General features: G+C 68.0%; 19 protein-coding genes. 7 read left to right on the top strand and 12 right to left on the bottom strand.

Annotation, left to right across the window (positions count from 1 at the left end; translation table 11 throughout):
• Nucleotides 1-30: 30 nt before the first annotated feature.
• From prmA to RZE77_RS04380, 5 genes are all read right to left on the bottom strand, one after another.
• Nucleotides 31-915, bottom strand: a complete 885-nt coding sequence (gene prmA, locus RZE77_RS04400) for a 50S ribosomal protein L11 methyltransferase (RefSeq protein WP_319440856.1) — start codon at nt 913-915, stop codon at nt 31-33.
• Nucleotides 916-931: 16 nt separating this feature from the next.
• On the bottom strand, nt 932-2,281 hold the full coding sequence (gene accC / locus RZE77_RS04395) for an acetyl-CoA carboxylase biotin carboxylase subunit (protein WP_012746099.1): 1,350 nt from the start codon (nt 2,279-2,281) through the stop codon (nt 932-934).
• A gap of 2 nt (nt 2,282-2,283) precedes the next feature.
• Nucleotides 2,284-2,745 carry an acetyl-CoA carboxylase biotin carboxyl carrier protein gene (gene accB, locus RZE77_RS04390; protein ID WP_319440855.1) on the bottom strand — a complete coding sequence of 154 codons (462 nt, stop codon included), beginning with the start codon at nt 2,743-2,745 and terminating at the stop codon, nt 2,284-2,286.
• 99 nt (nt 2,746-2,844) lie between these two features.
• Nucleotides 2,845-3,390, bottom strand: a complete 546-nt coding sequence (locus RZE77_RS04385; protein WP_319440854.1) for a TlpA family protein disulfide reductase — start codon at nt 3,388-3,390, stop codon at nt 2,845-2,847.
• Nucleotides 3,391-3,990 (bottom strand): hypothetical protein, encoded by a 600-nt coding sequence (locus RZE77_RS04380; protein WP_319440853.1) that lies wholly within the window; start codon nt 3,988-3,990, stop codon nt 3,391-3,393. It abuts the gene before it with no gap.
• Nucleotides 3,991-4,092: 102 nt separating this feature from the next.
• On the opposite strand from RZE77_RS04380, the gene mpl reads away from it, so the two are divergent.
• Together mpl and RZE77_RS04370 are read left to right on the top strand one after the other, a co-directional pair.
• The gene (gene mpl / locus RZE77_RS04375; RefSeq protein WP_319440852.1) at nt 4,093-5,496 is read left to right on the top strand and encodes a UDP-N-acetylmuramate:L-alanyl-gamma-D-glutamyl-meso-diaminopimelate ligase; all 1,404 of its coding nucleotides are present in this window, start codon (nt 4,093-4,095) and stop codon (nt 5,494-5,496) included.
• Entirely contained in the window at nt 5,493-6,002 is a 510-nt protein-coding gene (locus tag RZE77_RS04370; protein WP_319440851.1) for a cupin domain-containing protein, read from the top strand. Before mpl ends, RZE77_RS04370 begins: the two co-directional genes overlap by 4 nt.
• 9 nt (nt 6,003-6,011) lie before the next feature.
• Here RZE77_RS04370 and RZE77_RS04365 read toward each other — a convergent pair whose 3' ends face one another.
• The 6 genes from RZE77_RS04365 to RZE77_RS04340 form a co-directional block, all read right to left on the bottom strand.
• Entirely contained in the window at nt 6,012-7,130 is a 1,119-nt protein-coding gene (locus tag RZE77_RS04365) for a 3-deoxy-7-phosphoheptulonate synthase (RefSeq protein ID WP_124960420.1), read from the bottom strand.
• A gap of 225 nt (nt 7,131-7,355) precedes the next feature.
• Nucleotides 7,356-7,892: a hypothetical protein gene (locus tag RZE77_RS04360; protein WP_319440850.1), complete on the bottom strand. Its 537-nt coding sequence runs from the start codon at nt 7,890-7,892 to the stop codon at nt 7,356-7,358.
• A gap of 46 nt (nt 7,893-7,938) precedes the next feature.
• Nucleotides 7,939-9,399: a metalloprotease TldD gene (gene tldD, locus RZE77_RS04355; RefSeq protein WP_319440849.1), complete on the bottom strand. Its 1,461-nt coding sequence runs from the start codon at nt 9,397-9,399 to the stop codon at nt 7,939-7,941.
• Nucleotides 9,400-9,455: 56 nt separating this feature from the next.
• The gene (gene rodA, locus RZE77_RS04350; RefSeq protein WP_319440848.1) at nt 9,456-10,610 is read right to left on the bottom strand and encodes a rod shape-determining protein RodA; all 1,155 of its coding nucleotides are present in this window, start codon (nt 10,608-10,610) and stop codon (nt 9,456-9,458) included.
• Between the two features lie 32 nt (nt 10,611-10,642).
• Complete coding sequence (locus RZE77_RS04345) at nt 10,643-12,499, bottom strand: sensor histidine kinase (RefSeq protein ID WP_319440847.1); 1,857 nt, start codon at nt 12,497-12,499, stop codon at nt 10,643-10,645.
• A gap of 5 nt (nt 12,500-12,504) precedes the next feature.
• Nucleotides 12,505-13,245, bottom strand: coding sequence for a response regulator transcription factor (locus RZE77_RS04340; protein WP_319440846.1), 741 nt, complete (start codon nt 13,243-13,245; stop codon nt 12,505-12,507).
• A gap of 299 nt (nt 13,246-13,544) precedes the next feature.
• Here RZE77_RS04340 and RZE77_RS04335 point away from each other — a divergent pair, with 299 nt between their 5' ends.
• The 5 genes from RZE77_RS04335 (at nt 13,545) to mtgA (ending at nt 18,771) form a co-directional block, all read left to right on the top strand.
• Nucleotides 13,545-14,138 carry a YqiA/YcfP family alpha/beta fold hydrolase gene (locus RZE77_RS04335; protein ID WP_319429689.1) on the top strand — a complete coding sequence of 198 codons (594 nt, stop codon included), beginning with the start codon at nt 13,545-13,547 and terminating at the stop codon, nt 14,136-14,138.
• Between the two features lie 64 nt (nt 14,139-14,202).
• Nucleotides 14,203-16,263 (top strand): ribonuclease catalytic domain-containing protein, encoded by a 2,061-nt coding sequence (locus RZE77_RS04330; protein WP_319440845.1) that lies wholly within the window; start codon nt 14,203-14,205, stop codon nt 16,261-16,263.
• Nucleotides 16,264-16,300: 37 nt separating this feature from the next.
• Nucleotides 16,301-17,152 carry an energy transducer TonB gene (locus RZE77_RS04325; RefSeq protein WP_319429684.1) on the top strand — a complete coding sequence of 284 codons (852 nt, stop codon included), beginning with the start codon at nt 16,301-16,303 and terminating at the stop codon, nt 17,150-17,152.
• Between the two features lie 21 nt (nt 17,153-17,173).
• The gene (aroE, locus tag RZE77_RS04320) at nt 17,174-18,031 is read left to right on the top strand and encodes a shikimate dehydrogenase (protein ID WP_319440844.1); all 858 of its coding nucleotides are present in this window, start codon (nt 17,174-17,176) and stop codon (nt 18,029-18,031) included.
• Nucleotides 18,028-18,771, top strand: a complete 744-nt coding sequence (gene mtgA, locus RZE77_RS04315; protein WP_319440843.1) for a monofunctional biosynthetic peptidoglycan transglycosylase — start codon at nt 18,028-18,030, stop codon at nt 18,769-18,771. Before aroE ends, mtgA begins: the two co-directional genes overlap by 4 nt.
• Here mtgA and RZE77_RS04310 read toward each other — a convergent pair.
• A complete protein-coding gene (locus RZE77_RS04310; RefSeq protein ID WP_319442302.1) occupies nt 18,716-19,153 on the bottom strand; it encodes a ribosomal maturation YjgA family protein in 438 nt (145 codons plus the stop codon). The genes mtgA and RZE77_RS04310 overlap by 56 nt on opposite strands.
• Between the last annotated feature and the right edge of the window lie 5 nt (nt 19,154-19,158).

Genomic DNA, 19,158 nt, shown 5'->3' with positions numbered 1-19,158 from the left:
TCAAACGCGAAACGGCAGGCGCGTACGTCCTCAGCAGCGCGCCGTCATCAGGATCCAGCCGTCCTCGCTGTCGCTGACTTCGAGCGCGGCATAGGGCGCATACGCTTCTTTCAGTTCGTCGGCTTGGCGCTCGAGGATGCCGGCCAACACCAGCGATCCACCGGGCGCCACGTGGCTGCGCAGCAGTGGCGCAAGCACCTTGAGCGGCGTGGCCAGGATGTTGGCCAGCACGGTGCCGTAGCTGCCCTTGGCCGCTTCGGGCAGGCCGGCGTTCAGGCGCACGCCGTTGGCTTCGGCGTTGAGGCGGGTCGACGACACCGCCGCCTCGTCGATGTCGACGGCATCGATGTCGGTGGCGCCGAACTTCGCCGCGCCAATGGCCAGGATGCCGGAGCCGCAGCCGTAGTCGAGCACGCGCTGGCCCGCGAACGAACCCTGCCTTGCGATCCAGCGCAGGCACATGCGCGTGGTGGGATGGGTGCCGGTGCCAAAGGCAAGCCCCGGGTCGAGCCGCATCACCTGCCTTGCCTGCTCGGGCGGCTCATGCCAGGTGGGCACGATCCAGAATTCGGGCGTGATCTCGACCGGCGCGAACTGCGATTGCGTGAGCCGCACCCAATCCTGCTCGGGCACCGGCGCCACGCCGAGCACCGCGCAACCTTCGAAGAAATCCTGCAGCGCAAGCACCGACGCCGCCTCTTTCGCAAGCGCTTCATCGGCAAACAGCGCAATCACGCGCGAACGCTGCCAGCCTTCCTTGGGCGGCGGCATGCCGGGCTCGCCGAACAGCGCCTGCTCGGCATCGGTCTGCGCGTCGGCGTCCTCCACCGACACGCTCAGCGCATCAAGTGCGTCAAGCGCATCGCTGACCGTTTCGACCCGGTCTTCCGGCGCCATCAGGCGAAGTTCGAACATGGCGTCGTTTCGTGGGTCAGCGCTTGTGCGCCGCCAGCCACTCTTCCAGGTAATGGATGTTGGTGCCGCCGCTCATGAACTTGGCATCGACCATCAGCTCGCGGTGCAGCGGGATGTTGGTCTGGATGCCTTCGATCACGGTTTCGTTCAGCGCCGTTCGCATGCGCGCCATGGCCTGCTCGCGCGTGTCGCCGTAGACGATGATCTTGCCGATCATCGAGTCGTAGTTCGGCGGCACGAAGTAGTTGGTGTACGCATGCGAATCGACGCGCACGCCCGGGCCGCCCGGCGGGTGCCACATGGTGATGCGGCCCGGCGACGGCGTGAACTTCCAGGCGTCCTCGGCGTTGATGCGGCACTCGATGGCGTGGCCGCGCATCTCGATCTGGCGCTGCGTGAACGGCAGCTTCTCACCGGCCGCCACCATGATCTGCGTCTTCACGATGTCGATGCCGGTGGTGAACTCGGTCACCGGATGCTCCACCTGCACGCGCGTGTTCATCTCGATGAAATAGAACTCGCCGTTTTCGTACAGGAACTCGAAGGTGCCGGCGCCGCGGTAGCCGATCTTCTTGCAGGCCGCGGCGCAGCGCTCGCCGATCTTCTCGATCAGCTTGCGCGGAATGCCGGGTGCGGGCGATTCCTCGATGACCTTCTGGTGGCGCCGCTGCATGGAGCAGTCGCGCTCGCCCAGGTAGACCGCGTTCTTGTGCTTGTCGGCCAGGATCTGGATCTCGACGTGGCGCGGGTTCTGGAGAAACTTCTCCATGTACACGGCCGGATTGCTGAATGCAGCGCCGGCTTCCGCCTTGGTCATCTGGATCGCGTTGATCAGCGCGGCCTCGGTGTGCACCACGCGCATGCCGCGGCCGCCGCCGCCGCCTGCCGCCTTGATGATGACCGGATAGCCGATGGCGCGGGCAATGCGCTTGTTGGTGGTGGCGTCATCCGAGAGCTCGCCCTCGGAGCCCGGCACGCACGGCACGCCGGCCTTGATCATGGCCTGCTTGGCCGAGACCTTGTCGCCCATGACACGGATGTTTTCGGGCGTCGGGCCGATGAACTGGAAACCGCTCTGCTCCACGCGTTCGGCGAAATTGGCGTTCTCGCTCAGGAAGCCGTAGCCGGGGTGGATGGCCTCGGCGTCGGTCACCTCGGCCGCCGAGATGATGGCCGGCATGTTGAGGTAGCTCAGCGAGGACGGCGCCGGGCCGATGCACACGGCCTCCTGCGCGAGCTTGACGTACTTTGCGTCGCGGTCCGCTTCGGAATAGACCATCACGGCCTTGATGCCGAGCTCGCTGCAGGCGCGCTGGATCCGGAGGGCGATTTCCCCCCGGTTTGCAACCAGGATCTTCTTGAACATGGTCACTCGATGATGAACAGCGGCTGGCCGTATTCGACCGCCTGACCGTTTTCGCCGAGGATCTGGGTGATCGTGCCGGACTTGTCGGCTTCGATTTCGTTGAGGATCTTCATCGCTTCGATGATGCAGACCGTGTCGCCCTCGTTGACCTTGCTGCCGATTTCGACGAAGGCCGGGGCGCCCGGGCTGGAAGAGCGGTAGAAAGTACCCACCATCGGCGACTTGATCGCGTGGCCGGCAGGCGCGGCTTCGGGCGCGGAGGTGCTGGGAAGCGCGGGTGCCGCCGGCGCGCCGGCAGCAGGAGCAGCAGCGGGTGCGGCCGCCACGGTCTGTACATATTGCACCGGAGCAGCGCCGCCGCCCTTGACGATGCGAACCTTGCCTTCGGTTTCGGTGATTTCCAGTTCGGAAATATTGGATTCCGACACCAAATCGATCAGTGTCTTGAGTTTGCGCAGATCCATGGAGCTCCAGTGCCGACTTTGCCGGTCAATAGGATGTAACTTGTCTGAAAATCGGTGATTTTCAGCGATTGGCGGCTAATGCCGAGTGTGTATCTGATTCTAACCGTGAACCAGTTCACGCCGCCAAGCGTCCAGGTCGGCCGCTTCGAGCTTGCCCATTTTACGAGCCGCCACTTCGCCCGCGCCATTCAGGACCAGCGTGAAGGGCAATCCGCCGCCCGTGTTGCCGAGATTCTTGACCAGTTCCGTCCCCTGCAGGCCGGCCAGGCCCGTGGGGTAGCCGACCGGTGTCTTCTGCAGGAACTTGCGCACTGCGCTGGGCTGATCGATGGCCAAACCCACAACTTGCCAGCCGTTGGCGCCATTTTCGCGGAAGAAGCGGTCGATCATCGGCATTTCCTCGACGCACGGCGGACACCACGTGGCCCAGAAGTTGAGCAGCAGCGGTTTGCCGCGCAAATCGGAGAACACCAGTTCGCCGCCCTCCGGCCGCTCGAAGCGCTGCTCCCAGAAGCTTGCGTCCAGCACCTCGCCCTTCGGGCCGCTGGCGCGCTCACGCCACCATGCGCCGCCTAGGCCGGCCGCAGCGGCCGCGACCGCCACGCCGCCATAAAGGAGGCCTCGCCGTGTGGGCGAAGAAGTCATTCACTTGTCCTTTTCACTTTCGATCAGCCGCCGCAGCGCCGCGAGGTCGCCGCGCGGCGTCCGCCCCTGGGCGTCGGGCCGCAGTGCCCCACGCAGGTCGTCGAGGTCGTACACCAGCAGGTGCACCCCGATTTCCTCGCCCAATGCGCGGCTCGCGGCGTGAACGCTCAGCGCTTCCACCTGCTCGCCGTGAAACCCGGTGACCATGCGCGGCTCGTAGTCCACGTGATGGTCGATCAGGGCAATCTCGGCTGACTTCGAATCATCGCAGAACAATTGAATATAAATGTCTGACAGCCGCGTGGCGGTGCCGTGCCAGACGGCGCCTCCCACATGCGGCCGGAATGCCGCCATGCGCTCCATCCATTCGAGCGCGAGCAGCCGCAGCGCACGCAGTTCCTGCGGCTGGGTGTCGGCGCAATAGAGCGCGATGTAATCGCGGACTTCGGCCTCCACCTCGTCGTTGTTCGGCAGCGCCGTGCGCGCGGACAGGCCCAGGTCGCGCAGCGCCCGGCGCTTGGCCGGACCGTACTCCAGCCCCTCCTCGACAACGAGGCGGGCGGCAGCAGCAGCAATCTCGCGCTTGGTGGACGTGTCCATCGGCACATTTTGCCCGCAGTACGGCGCCCCTCGCACAAACATCAGTACAAAGGACGAGGACTGGAGCGCGGACACCGCTTGCCGCCTCCCTAGAATCGGCCGATGCACATTCATATTCTTGGCATCTGCGGCACGTTCATGGGCGGATTGGCCGCCCTGGCGCGCGAGGCAGGCCACCGGGTCACGGGCTGCGACGCCGGCGTGTACCCGCCCATGAGCGACCAGCTCCGATCGCTCGGCATCGACCTGATCGAGGGCTTCGGCGCGGACCAGCTCGCGCTTTCGCCCGACGTCTTCGTGGTCGGCAATGTGGTTTCGCGGGCCCGGCTGCCCGACGGCACCCCAAAATTTCCGCTGATGGAAGCCATCCTCGACGCCGGCAAGCCCTACACCAGCGGACCCCAGTGGCTGGCCGAGCATGTGCTGCTCGGCCGCCACGTGCTGGCGGTGGCAGGCACCCACGGAAAGACGACCACCACCTCGATGCTGGCCTGGGTGCTCGAACAGGGCGGCAAGGCGCCGGGCTTCCTCGTGGGCGGGGTGCCGCTCGACTTCGGCGTCTCGGCACGGCTCGGCAATGGTTCAGCCTTCGTCATCGAGGCGGACGAGTACGACACGGCCTTCTTCGACAAGCGCAGCAAGTTCGTGCACTACCGCCCGCGCACCGCGGTCCTCAACAACCTGGAGTTCGACCACGCCGACATCTTCGACGACCTGGCCGCCATCGAACGCCAGTTCCATCACCTCGTGCGCACGGTGCCGGGAACCGGCCGGCTGGTGGTGAACGCCACGGAAGAAAGCCTGCAACGCGTACTGGCTCAGGGCTGCTGGAGCGAACTGGCGCGCTTCGGCGCGGGCGGTGAATGGCAGGCCCGCGGCACGCATGGCGCCTTCGACCTGCTGCGCCAGGGCGAGGCGGTCGGCCGGGTCGAGTGGGAGCTCTCGGGCCTGCACAACCAGATGAATGCGCTGGCCGCCATCGCGGCGGCAGAGCATGTGGGCGTGGCACCGGCCGATGCGGCCCGCGCGCTCGGCAGCTTCAGGAACGTGCGCCGCCGCATGGAGCTGCGCGGCGCGGTCGAGCACAGCGGCAGCGCGATCACCGTGTACGACGACTTCGCCCACCATCCCACCGCCATCCGCACCACGCTCGACGGGCTGCGCAAGAAGCTCGACGACGCCGGCCGGCAGGGCGAGCGCATCCTCGCGGCCTTCGAGCCGCGCAGCAACACGATGAAGCTGGGCGTCATGGCGGCGCAGCTGCCGTGGAGCCTGGAAGCGGCCGACCTGTCGTTCTGCCACACGGCCGGGCTCGACTGGGACGCCGCCGCGGCCCTGGCCCCGATGGGCGAGCGCGCACAGGTGGCCGGGGCCATCGAACCGCTGGTGGCGCAGATCGTCGCGGCGGCCAGGCCTGGCGACCACATCGTCTGCATGAGCAACGGCGGCTTCGGCGGCGTGCACGACAAGCTGCTTGCGGCACTGCGCGCCACCACGGCACCATGACTGCCATGCGCGCCCGCGAGCTGATCGAGAGCCTGAAGCTGCAGCCCCACCCCGAGGGTGGCTGGTACAGCGAGGTGTTCCGCTCGGCGGCGAGCGTCGTTCCCACCGACGGCCGCGCGCCGCGCAGCGCGCTCACCAGCATCTACTTCCTGCTCGAAGCCGGGCAGCATTCGCGCTGGCACCGGGTGCTGTCGGATGAAGTCTGGGTGCATCTGGAAGGCGTGCCGCTCGCGCTCTGGACCTGCGATGCCGCGTTGCGCACGGCGCCGGCCCATGTGCGGCTGGGCCCCGTCGATGCACACGGCATGCGCCCCCAGCATGTGGTACCGGCCGGCCAGTGGCAGGCCGCCCGGCCGATCCAGGGCCACGCGAGCGGCGACTACACGCTGGTTGCCTGCATGGTCGGCCCGGGCTTCGACTTCGCCGACTTCTCGCTGGTGCCGCCGGACAGCGATGAGGCCGCCGCCATGCGGCACCACTGGCCGGAACTGGCCGGAATGCTTTGACCCTTTTGTTCAGCCCCGGCGCTGCTTGATCGCCTGCGACAGGGTGTCGAGCACCTGCACCGAATCGTCCCAGCCCAGGCAGGCGTCGGTGATGCTCTTGCCATATTCGAGGCCCGAGAGCTGGTCCTTGCCAGGCGTGAACTTCTGCGCGCCGGCCTGCAGATGGCTTTCGACCATCACGCCGAAGACGCGGTTCGAACCCGCGGCGATCTGGTTGGCGATGTCCTTGGCCACGTCGATCTGCTTCTGGTGCTGCTTGGAACTGTTGGCGTGGCTGCAGTCGACCATCAGCGTGGGCGGCAGCTTGGCGGCCTCGAGGTCCTTGCAGGCCGCCTCGACGCTGGCGGCGTCGTAGTTGGGCGCCTTGCCGCCGCGCAGGATCACGTGGCAGTCGCGGTTGCCGTTAGTCTGCACGATGGCGACCTGGCCGTTCTTGTGCACCGACAGAAAGTGGTGGCCGCGCGCTGCCGCCTGGATGGCGTCAGTGGCGATGCGGATGTTGCCGTCGGTGCCGTTCTTGAAGCCGATGGGCGCCGACAGGCCCGAGGCCAGCTCGCGGTGCACCTGGCTTTCGGTGGTGCGTGCGCCGATCGCGCCCCAGGCGATCAGGTCGCCGATGTACTGCGGCGAGATCACGTCGAGGAACTCGCTGCCCGCCGGCAGGCCGAGCCGGTTGATGTCGATCAGCAGCTGGCGCGCCATGCGCAGGCCCTCGTCGATGCGGAAGCTCTCGTCCAGGTACGGGTCGTTGATGAGGCCCTTCCAGCCGACCGTGGTGCGCGGCTTCTCGAAGTAGACGCGCATCACGATCTCGAGCGTGCCGGCGTACTTTTCGCGCTCCACCTTGAGGCGGCGGGCGTATTCGAGCGCCGCGGCCGGGTCGTGGATCGAGCAGGGGCCCATGACCACCAGCAGCCGGTCGTCCTTGCCCGCCATGATGTTGTGGATGCTGCGGCGGGTGCCCTCGATCAGCGTCTCGACCGGCGTGCCGCGAATCGGAAAGAAGCGGATCAGGTGTTCGGGAGGGGGCAGCACGTTGATGTCCTTGATGCGTTCGTCGTCGGTCTTGCTGGTTTTTTCGACGCTCGCATACCAGCTGTCGCTGGCGGGGGCAGTGTTCGTGCTCATGGTGCTTTCCTTGTTGGAGTGGATATCGTCAGGGCATAAAAAAACCGCCGGGGCTCGAGGCGCCGGCGGTTTTGGGAGGGTGTTCGTTTGCTTTACGCGCTCGCCTCTCGTCCGCCGGAAACCGGGAACCAAAAGTAGGCAAAGAAATAAGCGCGGAGGGCGGACATGTGGGCGGAATGTAGCACGGAAAACGGAGAGCCGGGCAAACGCCCGGCTTCGAAGGGCTCAGCGGTAGCCGGTTTCGTTGGGGTTGTGGATGATCCAGATCAGGTTGCCGCTGGAGTAGTCGCCCATGCCGCCGCCCGCGAAGACCAGGCGGCCCTGGCCCTTGTAGGTCATCTCGTAGCGATGGCGGTCGCTGCCGAAATAGAACGGAATGAAGGCCTTGCCCGTGACGTAGGCGCCCTGGTCGGTCGGGGGGCCGGCCAGGTCGGTGACCTGCTTGGCGCTCATGCCGATCTGCAGCCGGGTGAACCTGCTGTTGCGCGCCGGGTTGCCCGTGATCTCGCCCTCGTAGCCATTCAGGCTCTTGACGGTGCGGCCGCTGCCGGCCTCGACCTTGGAGGAGTCAACGACGTTGCCCTGGGCATCCATGCCGGCCCTGGCGCCGCCGCGGGCCGATGCCGCCGGCGCGGCAGCGGGTGCCGCCGCGGGCTGGGTGCCGCCCGAACCGCCGCGCGAAGCGCAACCTGCGGTTGCGAGCGCCACTGCGGCAGCCGCGGCCCACAGGGCCGCAGACGAATTGATCCTGATCCTCTTCATCGAATGCTCCTCTTTGTAAAAATCGAGGAGCGGAGCTTACAAGCCCTCAGGCCGTTCCGCCTACGGTCAAACCATCGATCCGCAGGGTGGGCTGGCCGACGCCGACCGGCACGCTCTGGCCTTCCTTGCCGCAGGTGCCCACGCCCGAATCGAGCGCCATGTCGTTGCCGATCATGGTCACGCGGGTGAGCGCGTCGGGGCCGTTGCCCACGATGGTCGCGCCCTTGACCGGGTACTGGATCTTGCCGTTCTCGACCCAGAAGGCCTCGCTGGCCGAGAACACGAACTTGCCGCTCGTGATGTCGACCTGCCCGCCGCCGAAGTTGGTGGCGTAGAGGCCTTTCTTGATGCTGGCCACGATTTCCTTCGGGTCCCTGTCGCCGCCGAGCATGTAGGTGTTGGTCATGCGCGGCATCGGCACATGCGCGTAGCTCTCGCGCCGGCCGTTGCCCGTGGGCTTGACCTTCATGAGGCGCGCGTTGAGCGAATCCTGGATGTAGCCCTTGAGGATGCCGTCCTCGATGAGCACGTTGCGCTGGCTCGCGTTGCCCTCGTCGTCGACGTTGAGCGAGCCGCGGCGGTCGGCAATGGTGCCGTCGTCCAGCACCGTCACGCCCTTGGCCGCCACGCGCTGGCCGATGCGGCCCGAGAACGCGCTCGAGCCCTTGCGGTTGAAGTCGCCTTCCAGCCCGTGGCCGATGGCTTCGTGCAGCAGGATGCCGGGCCAGCCGGAGCCGAGCACCACGGTCATCTCGCCGGCGGGCGCCGGGCGCGCATCGAGGTTGGTCAGCGCGGCCTTCACGGCCTGGTCGACGTATTCGGCGATCTGCGCGTCGTTGAAGTAGGCGAGGCCGAAGCGCCCGCCGCCGCCGCCGGAGCCGACCTCGCGCCGGCCGTTCTGCTCGGCGATCACGGTGACCGACAGGCGCACCAGCGGGCGCACGTCGGCCGCCAGCGTGCCGTCGGCGCGCGCCACCAGCACCACGTCGTATTCGCTCGCCAGGCCCGCCATGACCTGCGCCACGCGCGGGTCGCGCGAACGCGCGAGCTTCTCGACCTTTTCGAGCAGCTTGACCTTGGCCGTGCTGTCGAGCGTGGAAATGGGGTCGACGCCGTTGTAGAGCGAGCGGCTCGAGGCGATCTTGCGGGTGGCGGTCTTCACGCGGCCGGTGCGGCCCGCGGAAGAAATGGAGCGCACCGTGCGGGCCGCGTCGAGCAGCGAAGCCTCGGAAATGTCGTCCGAATAGGCAAAGGCCGTCTTCTCGCCGCTGACCGCGCGCACGCCGACGCCCTGGTCGATGCTGAAGCTGCCGGTCTTGACGATGCCCTCCTCGAGGCTCCAGCCTTCGCTGCGCGTGTACTGGAAGTACAGGTCGGCGTCGTCCACCCGGTGCGCGGTGATCTCGGCCAGGGCCTTGCTCAGGTGCGATTCGTCCAGGCCGAAGGGCGTGAGCAGGAGCTTTTGCGCCGTGGCGAGGCGCTCGATGGTGGGTTCGCGGGAGATCATTGCGCCATTCTAGGCAGCCGCCCTCTTCCGTGCCGGGCCCAAGGGCACTCGAAGCGCTAGTTCTGGGCGAGCTTCCTGGCCCGGGCGATCGACATCAGGATGCCCAGCCCCAGCCCCAGCGTGACCATGGCGGTGCCGCCATAGCTGATGAACGGCAGCGGCACGCCCACCACCGGCAGGATGCCGCTCACCATGCCCATGTTGACGAAGGCATAGGTGAAGAAAATCATCGTGACCGCGCCCGCGAGCAAGCGCGAGAACAGGGTCTGCGCCGTGGCGGCGATGGCCAGCCCGCGGAAGATCAGCAGGATGAAGGCCGAGATCAGCGCCAGGTTGCCCACCAGCCCGAACTCCTCGGAATAGGCGGCGAAGATGAAGTCGGTGGTGCGCTCGGGAATGAATTCGAGGTGCGTCTGCGTGCCCTGCATGAAGCCCTTGCCGCCGACCCCGCCCGAGCCGATGGCGATCATTCCCTGGATGATGTGGAAGCCCTTGCCCAGCGGGTCCTTGCTGGGGTCGAGCAGCGTGCACACGCGCTGCTTCTGGTAGTCGTGCAGCACGCGCCAGTCGACGCCGTCGGCGCACAGCTGCGGCTCGAAGCCCACGATCAGCGTGATCGCCACGGCGCCGATCACCACCGGCGGCACGATCAGCTTCCAGGGCAGCCCGGCAAAGAAGATCACCGCCAGCCCGGCCGCCAGCACCAGCAGCGAGGTGCCCAGGTCGGGCTGCTTCATGATGAGCCCGACCGGCACCGCCAGCAGCACCGTGGCCACGACGAAGTCGAGCGGCCGCAGTTGGCCCTCGCGGCGCTGAAACCACCAGGCCAGCATCAGCGGCATCGCGATCTTGAGGATTTCGCTCGGCTGGATCACCACGCCCACGTTGATCCAGCGCTGCGCGCCCTTCTTGGTGATGCCGAACAGCGCCACCGCGATCAGCAGCGCCACCCCGGTCGCGTAGAGCGGCACCGCGAACATCATCAGCCGCTGCGGCGGCACCTGGGCCACCACGAACATGATGAAGCCCGCCAGCAGCATGTTGCGTCCGTGGTCGGCGAAGCGCGAGCCATGGTCGTAGCCCGACGAATACATGGTCAGCAGCCCGGCAAAGACCAGCAGCATCACGGCGAAGGCCAGAAAGCCGTCGAAGCCCTGGAAGATGGGCGCGACCCGGCGCGCCAGGGAGGGCTGGTTGAACACTGCGGACATGGGGGCGGATTATCCGCGCCCCGAACGGCATTTCAGGCGAAGCCGAGCTGAACGACCGTGCGCCCCGGTCGGCTTTCGAGCGCCAGACGGGCGCCGATGGCGGCGGCGCGCTCCGCCAGCGCCCGGGGCACCTGCTGCGCGTCGAATCCGCGGCCGTCGTCGATCACGCGCAGCTGCACGGCGCCGGCCAGCGCTTCGGCCTCGATCCTGAGCGTCCTGGCCTGGGCGTGCTGGAGCACGTTGGAAATCGCCTCGAACAGCAGGAACTGCAATTGCCGCATGGCTTGCGCGTCGAGCCGCTTCACGTCGGGCACCTCGTCCACCGCCCATTCGAACTGGATGCCCGCGGCCGCCAGGCGCGGCTCCAGCCGGTAGCGCAGTGCCGCCAGCAGGGCGCCGACGTCGCCCGGCGGCAGGTGAATGGAGTCGATCGCCAGCTTGAGCTGGTCGAGCGAGTCGCACAGCGTCCGCAGCAATTCCTCCGGGCTCGCCTGGCCGGACTGCAGCTGCCGGATCGCCGAGCTGATGTGCGAGCCCACGCCGTCGTGCATGTCGCGCAGGATGCGCTCGCGCTCGTGGGTGCGCGCCTGGTCGCGCGCCACCTGCTCGAGCGCGGCGAAGGTGGAGGCGAGTTCGCGTTCGCGCTGCGCCACGCGCTCGGCCAGGGCCGCGACCGAGCCGCGCGCCTGCACGCTCGCGGCATGGAAGCGCCGCAGCACGATCAAGAGCAGCGCGATGCCGAAGAACACGGAGGAATAGCGCACCCAGGTGGTCTCGCCGTAGGCGTCGCTCAGGCGGATCACGAGCCAGTCGCGGGTGCCGAAGCCCAGCGTCACCAGCGCGGCGGCGGCCACCAGCAGGCGGCCCACGTTCGGCCGCCGGATGGTGGCCACGGCAAAGGCGCCGACGAACAGCGCGACGAACACGATCTCCAGCGCGAGCCAGCCGGTCAGCCAGTAGGGCTCTTCGCGGTAAAGCGCGATGGCGCTCGCCGAGAAGGTTCCGGCCACCATGCCTGCCATCGGCCAGCGCAGCCAGCGCATCCGCGGGTTGCCGTCCCAGCCTGCGAGCTGGTAGCAGAACATCATGGCGGACGCGGCCCAGCCCGCATAGCAGGTGGCCATGAGCACGCCCCAGGCGCCCCAGGGCAGCGGCGGTTCGGCGATCACGCCGTCGGCGACGCGGATCGCCCAGCAGAACTCGGCCAGCGCGGCCCAGAAATAGAGGCTGTCGCGCCGGCGCCATCCGGTGGCGCCGGCATCCACCTGGGTGAGCCACAGCGCCAGCGCGATGCTGCCGACGATCAGGCTGAAGGCGGTCAGGAGCACCGAGCCGGTGAAGCGCCAGGCATAGGCGCTCTCGAAGAGATCGGTGCGCACCGGCGTCGCCGGCCCGATGGTCACGCGCGACAGCCCGGCCCGGCGGGCGCTGTCGGCGCGTATGCGAACCTGCAGGCGGTTCTCGCCGGCCTTCAGCAAGCGCCCCGGCACCGGCACGTACAGCGGCGCCTTGGCGTAGTCCGCCCCGTTGCCGCGGGCCAGGTCGCCGTAGACCTGCAGCAGCGCGTCGTTGAGCCACACCTCCAGAACGCTGCCTGCGCGCGGAATGAAGATGCCCCAGGGCACCTCGGGCGCGGCTTCGAGGGTGAACGGCAGCTCGAAGGTCGCGTAGCCCGGGCGTCCGCCGTGCTGGCGGTCCCAGTGGTAGGAGAGTTCGACGGGCGCCTTGTGCGTGGCGCCGTCGATGGTGGTCCATGCGGTGCCGCTTTGCAGCTCGATCGGGCTCTCGGCCGGCGCGGCTGCCGCCGGTTGCGCCACCAGCATCAGAGTTGCCGCGAGCCACAGCGCGGCAAGAGCCCTGCCCGCCCGCCCGAACATGCGTCCGGCCACGCGATTCACCCCGGGTGGGACAACAGGCCGAGGCGCGTGGCCTCGAACACGGCCTCGCTCTTGGAGTGCACGGCCAGCTTGCCGTAGAGATTCTTGATGTGCGTCTGCACCGTGTGCACGCTCAGGCCCTTGAGCCGTGCGATCTCGGCATAGGAAAAACCGCGCGCGATCAAGGTCAGCACCTCGTGCTCGCGCGCGGACAGCAGGCTGGGCGCCGTGGTGTTGCCGAGGGCCGCCTCGGGCGGCGCGGCGGCGAGCGTTCCGGCCAGCTGCAGGCTGCGGTACTTGGCCAGCACCCGCCGCGCGATCATGGGCGAGATTGGCGAGGCACCGGCCTTCATCTCGACGATGGTCTGTGCAATGTCTTCCGGCGCAGCATCCTTGTGGATGTAGCCGACGGCGCCGGCCTCGATGCTGGCCAGCACGTTTTCTTCGTCGCCGAAGACCGAGATCACCAGCGGCTCGCAGCCCGGAAAGCGCGCCACGGCCTCGCGGATCACGTCGAGCCCGCTGCCGTCGGGCATGCCGAGATCGACCAGCAGCACATCGGGAATGATGGTGGCCTGGGCCATCCATGCCAGTGCCTCGTGCACCGTGCCGGCGCTTCCGAGCCAGAAAAGGCTGGCGCTGCGCTGCACGCTCGCCTCGAAAAAGGCGCGCGCGCGGCTGTCGTCCTCGACCACGAGCACGCCCCAGCGGTGCGTCTTCCCGGTGTCCGTTGCCTCGATATTCATGGGCTTGAGCATAAGCTTCGGCGCAACGCAAAAGGGCCGGCGGACCTCCCGTTTTCATGGGATGCGGACACCGGCGCGGGCCGTTGAAACTTGCTTTGACTTGCGAGTCCGGCCGCGCACTTCAGTTGAATACTTTTGGCTTCTGGGCATCGCCCATGGACACCGTGGCAAACCAACACCTCCGTGCAGTAAGCCCTGATATCGAAGCCTCGTACGCCGAGGACCGCGTCGGGCGCACGCTCCTCATGCAAAATCAACCGGCTCCTTCAAGGGAGCTGTGTAGACCGCACCACTTCCAGTCTCCGCCCCGCATGGACCCGCAAACCACTCACCTGTTGTACCTGCACGGATTCCGCTCTTCGCCCCGCTCCACCAAGGCGCGGCTGATGGCAGCGCGCGTGGCCCGGGAGCACCCCGACCTGCAGTGGTGGTGTCCGCAATTGCCGCCCTCGCCGCGCGAAGCCATCGACATGGTGATGAAGGGCATCGCGGACTGGCCGCGCAAGTCGATGGCCGTGGTCGGCTCCTCGCTCGGCGGCTTCTATGCCACCTACGTGGCCGGCATGACGCGCTGCCGCACCGTGCTGCTGAACCCGGCGGTGCATCCGGCGCGCGACCTCGCGCGCTACATCGGCGACCAGACCGCCTGGCACGACCCGGCCGAGCACTTCTATTTCAGGCCCGAATACATCCAGGAGCTGCGCACCATGGAGGTCGGCGCGCTCACCCGCCCCGAGCGCGTGCTGGCCATCATCGCCAAGGGCGACGAGGCGCTCGACTGGCACGAAACCTCGGCGCGCTACCCCGACAGCAACATCAAGCTGATCGAGGGCGGCGACCATGCGCTGTCCGATTTCGAGGAAAACCACCTCGACGACGTGATCGCGTTCATCAATCCCGTCTGAAGCCCGGCAGGCATCGCGCAGCGCCCAGGCCCGCGCGCGTCCCCAAGTCTGGGACAATCCGGGCATGTTTGTATTGTTTGAAGAAGCCGGCAAGTACCTCGGCGGCCGCGTGCTGTCGGAGGCCGAAGCATCGGCGCAGGTCGAGCTCGACACCGGTAAGCGCGTCAAGGTCAAGGGCGCCAACATCGTTCTGCGTTTCGAGAAGCCGGCCCCGGCCGAGTTGATCGCCGAGGCGCGTGCGCTCGCGGCCACGATGGACCTCGACCTGGCCTGGGAATTCGCGCCGGAGGGCGAATTCGGCTTTGCCGATCTCGCATCCGACTATTTCAGCGACAAGCCCACGCTCGCGCAGCAGGCCGCGGCGCTGTTCGCGCTGTTCGAGGCGCCGCACTATTTCCGCCGCGCCGGCAAGGGGCGCTTCAAGAAGGCGCCGGCCGAGATCCTGCAGCAGGCGCTGGCCGCCATCGAGAAGAAGAAAGTGGTGCAGGCGCAGATCGTCGAATGGGCCGCCCAGCTGGCCGAGGGCATCTGCCCGCAGCCGATCCGCGAGCAACTCTACAAGATCCTGTTCAAGCCCGACAAGAACGCGCCCGAGTACAAGGCCGTGGTCGACGCCGCGCGCGCCACCCAGCGCCCGCCGCTCGAGCTGCTGGAACGCGCCGGCGCCATCGATTCGCCCTACCAGTTCCACTGGCGGCGCTTCCTGTTCGAGAACTTTCCCAAGGGCACGGGTTTCCCGGCGCTTGCCGCGCCGCCCATCGTGGACGAGCTGCCGCTGGCCGAGGGTGTGCAGGCGTTCTCGATCGACGACTCGCAGACCACCGAAATCGACGATGCGCTGTCGGTGCAGGGCCTTGGCAGCGGCACCGTCACGGTCGGCATCCACATTGCGGCACCGGGCCTCGCGCTCGTGCCGGGCAGCGCCATCGACCAGGTGGCGCGCGCGCGCATGTCCACGGTCTACATGCCGGGCCACAAGATCACCATGCTGCCCGACGAAGTCGTGAGCACCTACACGCTGCTCGAAGGCGGCGACCGGCCCGCGGTGTCGCTCTATGCGCGCTTCGACGAAGCCACGCTCGAGCTGCAGTCGACCGAGACGAAGCTCGAACGCGTGCCGATCGTGGCCAACCTGCGGCACGACCAGCTCGACACGGTGGTCACGCAGCCCTGGCTCGAAGACGCTTCGTTCACGAGCGAGAACACGCCTGAAGCCGCCGCCAGGCTGCGCGCGCCGCTGTCCTTCCTGTTCCGCCTTGCCAAGCAATTGAAGGCCCAGCGCGAAGTGGTGCGCGGCAAGCCCGAGAACTTCAACCGGCCCGACTACAACTTCCGCCTCGTGGGCAACGACGGCGAACCGACCGGCAGCGAGCAGGTGCAGATCACCACGCGTCAGCGCGGCGCGCCGCTCGACCTGATCGTGTCCGAAGCCATGATCCTGGCCAACAGCAGCTGGGGCGGCTGGCTCGGCGAGCTCGGCGTGCCCGGGCTCTACCGCAGCCAGGCCAGCCTGGCGCCCGGCATCAAGGTGCGCATGGGCACGCGGGCCTTGCCGCATGCGGGCCTTGGCGTGAAGAGCTATGCCTGGAGCACCTCGCCGCTGCGCCGCTACACCGACCTCGTGAACCAGTGGCAGATCATTGCCGCCGCGCGCCACGGTAAGACCGCCGCGCTGGCCGCGCCGTTCAAGCCCAAGGATGCGGACCTGTTCTCCATTCTCTCGGGCTTCGACGCCGCTTACGCAACCTACAACGCCTACCAGGGCGGCATGGAACGCTTCTGGACGCTCAAGTACCTGGAGCAGCAGGGCATCACCGAGCTCGTGGCGACCGTCATCAAGGACATTCCGAACGGCGCGCTGGTGCGTGCGGACACCCTGCCGCTGGTGTTCCCGGTGGCGGGCCAGCAGGAGCGCGGCGCGCGCCTGCGCGTGAAGCTCGGCGAGATCGATGAAATCGCGCTCGACGTGCACGGCACCGTGCTCGAGCGCCTCGACGCGCCCAAGGCCGATGTCGCGGCCGAAGAAGAAGGCGGCGACGAGGAAGTGGAAGAAGTCGCCGGCCCCATCGCCATTGCAGTCGACCTCACCGACAGCGAGGCGGCCCCGGAGAACACGCCGGCATGAGCACCGGCCATCCCATGCGCGCCAAGGAGCGTCGTCCATGAACTTCAGGGATCTGAGCACGCTGCAGATCGCACTCGGCGTGTCGGTCATCGCGCATGCCGCACTTCTTGCGGTGCGTTTCGTCGATCCCGAATCGTTCAACCGGGTCTTCAGCGAAACCGCGCTCGAGGTGATCCTGGTCAACAGCAAGACCAACGACAAGCCCGACGCCAGGACCCGCGTGATGGCCCAGACCTCGCTCGCGGGCGGCGGCGACCTCGAACGCGGCCGCGCCACCAGCCCCTTGCCGCCTTCGAGCTTCACCGCCGTCGGCGACTCGATCGAGGAGGCCCGGCGCCAGGTCGAGGCCATGCAGGCCCAGCAGATGCAGCTGCTCGCGCAGCTCAAGCGCGACCTGGCCGCCATGCCCGCGCCGGACCCGCGCGCCTCGGGCGACCCGAAGGAAACCGTGGCCCGCGAGGAAAAGCGGCGCCAGATGGTGGAGCTGCTGGCCGAGATCGAGCGGCGCGTGAACGAAGAGAACGCGCGCCCCAAGAAGCGCTACCTGAGCCCTTCCACGCGCGAGGCGGCCTACGCCATCTACGTGGACACGCTGCGCCGGCGCATCGAGGTGCGGGGCACCGAGAACTTCCCCACGGCCGCCGGCAAGAAGCTCTACGGCGAGCTCAAGATGACGATCACCATCAACCACGACGGCAAGATCCTCGACACCGTGGTCGACGAAAGTTCGGGCGACGTCGTGCTCGACCGCCGCGCCAAGGCCATCGTGCACAGCATCGGCAGCTTCGGAAAATTCACCGATGCGATGCGAAAAGAGACCGACCAGATCGTGCTGCAGTCGCGCTTCAAGTTCACGCGCGACGAGACCATCGAGCTCTCCTCCCAATAGACAACAGCGAATCCACGCGCCATGGACCTGTACTGCGTAATGGGCAACCCCGTCGAGCACAGCCGCTCGCCGCGCATCCATGCCCGGTTTGCCGAACTCTGCGGCCAGCAGATGGGCTACAGCCGCCGGCTCGTTCCGGTCGGCGCCTTTGCCGAAGGCGTGGCCGCCTTCCGCCGGGAAGCCGCCGAGCGCGGCGACACGGCGCGCGGCTGCAACGTGACCGTGCCCTTCAAGTTCGACGCCGCCGCGCTCGCGCAGCACACCAGCGAGCGCGCGGTGCTTGCGCAGGCGGTGAACACGCTGCGCTTCGAGGCCGACGGCAGCATCCATGCCGACAACACCGACGGCATCGGGCTCGTCAACGACATCGTGCGCAATGCCGCCGTGCCGCTGGCGGGCCGCGAGCTGCTGCTGATCGGCGCGGGCGGTGCCGCGGCGGGCGTGCTCGGGCCGCTGCTCGACGCCGGCGCTGCGCGCATCGTGGTGGCCAACCGCACGGTCGGCAAGGCCATGGCGCTGGTGCAGCGCCATGCGGCACTGGCGCTGCGCCATGGGGCAGCGCTCGAAGCCTGGGCGCTCGACGAGGTGCCCGGCAATTTCGACGTGGTGGTCAATGCCACGGCTTCCAGCCTCGCGGGCGACGCGGTGCCGGTGCGCGCGCAGGTGCTGCGCCCGGGCGCGCTCGCGGTCGACCTGATGTACGGCCCCGCGGCCGCCGGCTTCATGGCCTGGGCCGAAGCGCACGGCGCCGTGCCGCGCGACGGGCTCGGCATGCTGGTCGAGCAGGCGGCCGAGGCCTTCGAGATCTGGCGCGGCGTGCGGCCGCCCGCCGCGCAGGTGCTGGCCGAATTGCGCGCCTCGCTCGCCGCCGGCCAATGAAGCGGCTGCTGCGGCTGGTGGCCTGCCTGCTGGTGGCGGGCGTGGCGATGGAGCTTTTCTTCGTGGGGCGCATCGCGGCCATGGCGGTGATCGATCCGCAGAGCACCGCCTTCCAGCGCAGCGAAGCCTGGCAGATCGCCATCCACCAGGGAAGCAAGGGCGCGTGGCGCCAGGAATGGGTGCCCTACGCGCAGATCAGCGACAACCTCAAGCGCGCCGTCATCGCGAGCGAGGATGCCGACTTCATCGACCACAACGGCGTGGAATGGGAAGCGATCGAGCGGGCGCGCCAGCGCAACGCCAAGGCCGAGGAGCTCGCGGCCAAGCGTGCGGCGCGTGCCATCGCACGCGGCAAGCCGGTGCGGCCGGTGCAGCTGCGGGGCGGCTCCACCATCACGCAGCAGCTCGCCAAGAACCTGCTGCTCTCCGGCGAGCGCACGCTGCTGCGCAAGGGCCAGGAACTGGCGCTTGCGATGGCGCTCGAGGTGCTGCTCGACAAGCGGCGCATCCTCGAGATCTATCTCAACAACGTCGAATGGGGCGAAGGCGTGTTCGGCGCCGAGGCGGCGGCCCAGTACTACTTCAGGAAGCCCGCCTCGCGCCTGAGCGCCGCCGAAGCCGCGCGCCTTGCCGTGATGCTGCCGAGCCCCAAGTTCTTCGAGCGCCGCATCGGCTCGTCCTACCTCAGCGGGCGGGCGTCGACCATCGTGGCGCGGATGCCGTCGGCCGAACTGCCCTGAGGACTTCGCGCAGCGCTTCGATGGCCAGCACGGCTGCGAAGCCGATCACATAGGCCAGCACGTCCCACCAGTCGGCCGTGCTGCCGAGCACGATGCGCAGGGCGCGGTTCGGAATGTGCAGGTGCCAGGCCGAGGCCAGGAACTGTCCCAGCTCGACCGCCAGGCCCACGCCGAGCGCAGCCAGCGCCACTGGCAGCACGCGCGCGGCAACGAAGGTCTTGAAGACGAGGTAGACCCACGCCACGGCCAGCACGTCGCCGAAGAAGCTCCGCAACCAGCCCCAGCGCGCGCCGATGGTGGCCAGCAGCACGAGAACCAGGAACAGGGCCACCGCCCACACCAGAGAAAGAGGATCGAAACGCCATCGCATGCCCCGTATCATCGCGC

It is taken from the genome of Variovorax sp. SPNA7, from assembly GCF_033807855.1.
Classification (GTDB): domain Bacteria; phylum Pseudomonadota; class Gammaproteobacteria; order Burkholderiales; family Burkholderiaceae_C; genus Variovorax; species Variovorax beijingensis.
This window is presented reverse-complemented; position numbering and strand designations above follow the sequence as displayed.